5 protein-coding genes are annotated in these 4,401 nt (G+C 71.5%); all 5 read left to right on the top strand.

The features are described 5' to 3' along the window. Window positions 1-156: 156 nt before the first annotated feature. The 5 genes from efp to CSC64_RS13655 all read left to right on the top strand — a co-directional run bounded on the left by efp (window position 157) and on the right by CSC64_RS13655 (window position 4,337). Entirely contained in the window at window positions 157-723 is a 567-nt protein-coding gene (gene efp / locus CSC64_RS13675) for an elongation factor P (protein WP_162435885.1), read from the top strand. A gap of 4 nt (window positions 724-727) precedes the next feature. Beyond that, window positions 728-2,071 (top strand): TRZ/ATZ family hydrolase, encoded by a 1,344-nt coding sequence (locus tag CSC64_RS13670; protein ID WP_162435884.1) that lies wholly within the window; start codon window positions 728-730, stop codon window positions 2,069-2,071. A 27-nt stretch (window positions 2,072-2,098) separates the two neighbouring features. Then, the gene (gene ubiG, locus CSC64_RS13665) at window positions 2,099-2,827 is read left to right on the top strand and encodes a bifunctional 2-polyprenyl-6-hydroxyphenol methylase/3-demethylubiquinol 3-O-methyltransferase UbiG (RefSeq protein ID WP_162435883.1); all 729 of its coding nucleotides are present in this window, start codon (window positions 2,099-2,101) and stop codon (window positions 2,825-2,827) included. Between the two features lie 2 nt (window positions 2,828-2,829). Next, on the top strand, window positions 2,830-3,516 hold the full coding sequence (gene gph, locus CSC64_RS13660) for a phosphoglycolate phosphatase (RefSeq protein WP_162435882.1): 687 nt from the start codon (window positions 2,830-2,832) through the stop codon (window positions 3,514-3,516). A gap of 98 nt (window positions 3,517-3,614) precedes the next feature. After that, window positions 3,615-4,337 (top strand): squalene/phytoene synthase family protein, encoded by a 723-nt coding sequence (locus CSC64_RS13655; protein WP_162435881.1) that lies wholly within the window; start codon window positions 3,615-3,617, stop codon window positions 4,335-4,337. Window positions 4,338-4,401: the final 64 nt, after the last annotated feature.

Here is a 4,401-nt window from a genome sequence, read left to right as displayed (position 1 = left end):
GGCCAGGTCCGGCTGCAGGGGCAGGGGGGCTGCGGGTATCATGTGCGGTCTGGAATGCGGGCCCGGCGCGATGCGGCGGGCCGCCATTGTACCCGCCGCCCACCTGCCGGCCGTCGCCCCCATCGCGGCGACCCCGCCATACCCCAAGGAGTTCCCATGGCCTCTTACGGCATGAACGACGTCAAGAACGGGATGAAGATCCTGGTCAACAACGAGCCCTCGATCATCACCGACACCGAGTACGTCAAGCCGGGCAAGGGCCAGGCCTTCACCCGGGTGAAGTACCGCCAGATCCGCACCGGCCGCGTGCAGGAAATCACCATGAAGTCGACCGACTCGGTGGAAGCGGCCGACGTGGTCGACACCGACATGCAGTACCTGTACACCGACGGCGAGTACTGGCACTTCATGCAGCAGGAATCCTTCGAGCAGGTCCAGGCCGACAAGGCCGGCATCGGCGACGCCGCCAAGTGGCTCAAGGGCGAGGAGGAGTGCGTGGTGACCCTGTTCAACGGCAACCCGATCCAGGTCACCCCGCCGAACTTCGTCGAGCTGAAGATCGTGGAGACCGATCCTGGCGTGAAGGGCGATACCGCCGGCACCGGCGGCAAGCCGGCCACCCTGGAGACCGGCGCGGTGGTGCGCGTGCCGCTGTTCGTCGCCCAGGACGAGGTGATCAAGGTCGATACCCGCTCGGGCGAGTACGTCTCGCGGGTGAAGTAAGCCGATGAGTGAAGCCGGCCTGCGCGAAAGCTGCGACCTGCTCATCGAGGCCGGTTGGGTAGTCCCGGTCGAACCGCACGGCGTGGTCCTCGAAGACCACGCCGTCGCCGTTTCCGGCGGCCGGATCGTCGCGGTGCTGCCGACCCCGCAGGCGCGCGCCCGCTACGCCGCGGCCGAGGTGGTGCAGCGCCCCGACGGCGTGCTCATCCCCGGCCTGGTCAACGCCCACACCCACAACCCGATGACCCTGCTGCGCGGGATCGCCGACGACCTGCCGCTGATGACCTGGCTGCAGCAGCACATCTGGCCGACTGAAGCGGCGGTGATCGGCCCTGACTTCGTCGCCGACGGCGTGGCCCTGGCGATTGCCGAGATGCTGCGCGGCGGCACCACCTGCGCCAACGAGAACTACTTCTTCCCCGACGTGCAGGCGGCGGTCTACCGGCGCCACGGTTTCCGCGCCCTGGTCGGCCTGCCGGTGATCAACTTCCCGACCGCCTGGGCCGCCAGCGACGACGAGTACTTCGACAAGGCCTGCGAAGTGCACGACGCATGGCGCGACGACGCGCTGGTGGCCACCGCCTTCGCCCCGCACGCGCCGTACACGGTCAGCGACGCCAATTTCGAACGCGTGCGCATGCTGTCCGACCAGCTCGACCTGCAGGTGCACCTGCACACCCACGAGACCGCGCAGGAGATCGCCGACTCGCTGAAGGAGTATGGCCAGCGACCGCTGGCGCGGCTGGACCGGCTGGGCCTGGTCAGCGAGCGCCTGATCGCGGTGCACATGACCCAGCTCACCGAGGCGGAGATCCACCTGTGCGCCGAGCGCGGCGTGCACGTGGCCCACTGCGCCGAATCCAACCTCAAGCTGGCCTCCGGCTTCTGCCCGGCTTGCGCGCTGCAGCGGGCAGGGGTGAACCTGGCCATCGGCACCGACGGCTGCGCCAGCAACAACGACCTGGACATGCTCGGCGAACTGCGTACCGCCGCGCTGCTGGCCAAGGCCGTGGCCAACGACGCCACCGCGCTGGACGCGGCCACCGCGCTGCGCGCGGCGACCCTGGGCGGCGCGCGCGCACTGGGCTTCGGCGAGCGCATCGGCTCGATCGAGCCGGGCAAGGAGGCCGACCTGGCCTGCATCGACCTGTCGGCGCTGGAAACCCAGCCGCTGCACCACGTGCTCTCGCAGCTGGTCTACGCGACCGGCCGCCAGCAGGTCACCGACGTGTGGATCGCCGGCCGCCGCAAGCTGGACCAGCGCGAGCTGGTCGACATCGATACCGCCGCGCTGATCGCCAATGCGCGGCAGTGGCGCGGGCGGATCGCCACGATCCACCTGAACTAGACGCCGCACGGCCCAGGAGAAACAGCCATGGCCACCGCGCCCGCATCCAACAACTACCACCAGGCCGAACTGGACAAGTTCGCCGCGCTCGCCAACCGCTGGTGGGACCCGGAAGGCCCGCAGCGCGCGCTGCACGTGCTCAACCCGGTGCGCCTGGAATACGTCGGCCAGCGTCTGGCCCCGGCGGGCCTGGCCGGCAGGCACGTCCTCGACGTCGGCTGCGGCGGAGGCCTGCTCAGCGAAGCGCTGGCGAAGGCCGGCGCGCAGGTCACCGCCATCGACCTGGCCCCGGAACTGGTCAAGGTCGCGCGCCTGCACACGCTGGAGTCGGGCGTGCAGGTCGACTACCAGGTCAAGGCGGTGGAGGCACTGGCGGCCGAGCGCCCCGGCAGCTTCGACGCGGTCACCTGCATGGAGATGCTCGAGCACGTGCCGGACCCGGCTGCCATAGTCGCCGCCTGCGCCACGCTGTTGCGCCCGGGCGGGTGCCTGTTCCTGTCCACGCTCAACCGCACTCCGGCCGCGTTCGCGCTGGCGATCGTCGGCGCCGAATACGTGGCCGGCCTGCTGCCCAAGGGCACGCACCGCTACGCCGACTTCATCCGCCCGTCGGAACTGACCGGCTGGCTGCGCGACGCCGGGCTGCAACTGGAGGACGTCAGCGGACTGTTCTACGACCCGCTGCGCCAGCGCGCCAGCCTGTCGAAGCGCACGGAGGTCAACTACCTGGCCTGCGCGTCGAAGGCGGGTGGGTGAGCATGGCCACAGGTTCCACGCCGCCGCGTTTCCCGCGCGTGGCACTGTTCGACCTCGACGGTACCCTGCTCGACAGCGCCCCGGACATGGTCGCCACCTGCAACCGCATGCTCGCCGCGCGCGAGCGTGCACCGGTCGAGGCGGCGATGCTGCGCCAGCACGTGTCCAAGGGCGCGCGGGCGATGGTCGCGGTCACGTTCCCGGAACTGGACGAAGCCGGCCGCGACGCGCTGGTGCCCGAGTTCCTGCAGCTCTACCGCGAGGAACTGGGGCGCCACAGCGCGCTGTTCGACGGCGTCGCCGAGATGCTGCGGGCGCTGGAGGACGATGGCGCGCGCTGGGGCATCGTCACCAACAAGGCCGAATACCTGGCCCGCGACGTGGTCGCCGGGCTGGAGTGGCGGCAACGCTGCGCGGTGCTGGTCGGCGGCGACACGTACCCGGAGAAGAAGCCGCACCCGCTGCCGCTGCTGGAGGCCGCCAGGCAACTGGGCGTGGAGCCGTGCGACTGCGTCTACGTCGGCGACGACGAACGCGACGTGGTCGCCGCCCGCGCCGCCGGCATGCGTTCGATCGCGGTCACCTGGGGCTACCGCCTGGATGGCGAGGATCCGGAAACCTGGCAGGCCGACGCCATGGCCACGCTGCCGCACGCGCTGCTCGACCCTACCGCCTGGCCGCGCCCGTAGCACGGGGCTCGCCCCGCTTCCCTGGAACGGGCTTCCCCCAGCTTCCGTAGAGCGGGGCTTGCCCCGCTGCCGTTGATCGCTCCGCCCTCCGCCTTCCAATGACCACCCCCACCGCCCTCGACAGCTTCATCGACAAATGGCGCAGCCGCTGGCCGGAATGGCCGCTGGCCGAAGTATTCGTGCCCGAGGAGGCACGTACACGCACGCTGGCCTGGTTCGCGCTGCTGCAGGAGTTCGACGACATCCTCAACATCGCCGGCGATCCGCTGCCGGCCGACGCCAAGCTGGGCTGGTGGGGCGTGGAACTGCGCGACTGGGCCGGCCACCGCTCGCGCCATCCGCTGGGGCGCGTGCTCGAGCCGGTGGCTGCACCGTGGACGGACCTGGCCGATGCGCTGCCGGACCTGGTCGACGCCCGCGAGCGGCCGCTCGACGGCAGTGCAGCACTGGCGACGCTGGCCCGTTACGCCGCCGCCGCAGCCGCGGTTGAAGCCGCCGTGCTCGGTGGCAGCCCGCCGCAGGCACGGGCACTGGCAGCGCAGGTGCTGGCCACGCGGCTGGCGGATGCCGGCCTGGCCGCCGTGCCGCAATCGATCCGGCCGGCCGCGAGCGACGCCGCCGGCGACGAGCGCGCCCGGCGCGAGTGGGCCGGTGAACTGCTCGCCGCCTGGCCACCGCGGGCGGGTGGGGCAGCGGCGCGGCGAATGGGGTCCGCCTTCGCCCGCCACCGCCTGGAGCGGTTCGCCGCCGGTGGGCTGCTGCAGCCCGGCCGCCAGCCGCTGCGCAGCCTGTGGCAGGCCTGGCGCGCCGCCCGCGGCTGACCGGCAACAGTCCGTTGCAGTGCCGTTCCGTGGCCCTGCGCCGGCAGCGGCTACAATCCGTCCC

It is taken from the genome of Pseudoxanthomonas koreensis (genome assembly GCF_010093225.1).
Taxonomy (GTDB): domain Bacteria; phylum Pseudomonadota; class Gammaproteobacteria; order Xanthomonadales; family Xanthomonadaceae; genus Pseudoxanthomonas; species Pseudoxanthomonas koreensis.
This window is presented reverse-complemented; position numbering and strand designations above follow the sequence as displayed.

Coding starts and splice junctions, on each gene's coding strand:
- gph (WP_162435882.1), top strand. CDS start 2,830: ATGGCCACAGGTTCCACGCCGCCGCGTTTCCCGCGCGTGGCACTGTTC.
- efp (WP_162435885.1), top strand. CDS start 157: ATGGCCTCTTACGGCATGAACGACGTCAAGAACGGGATGAAGATCCTG.
- CSC64_RS13655 (WP_162435881.1), top strand. CDS start 3,615: ATGACCACCCCCACCGCCCTCGACAGCTTCATCGACAAATGGCGCAGC.
- CSC64_RS13670 (WP_162435884.1), top strand. CDS start 728: ATGAGTGAAGCCGGCCTGCGCGAAAGCTGCGACCTGCTCATCGAGGCC.
- ubiG (WP_162435883.1), top strand. CDS start 2,099: ATGGCCACCGCGCCCGCATCCAACAACTACCACCAGGCCGAACTGGAC.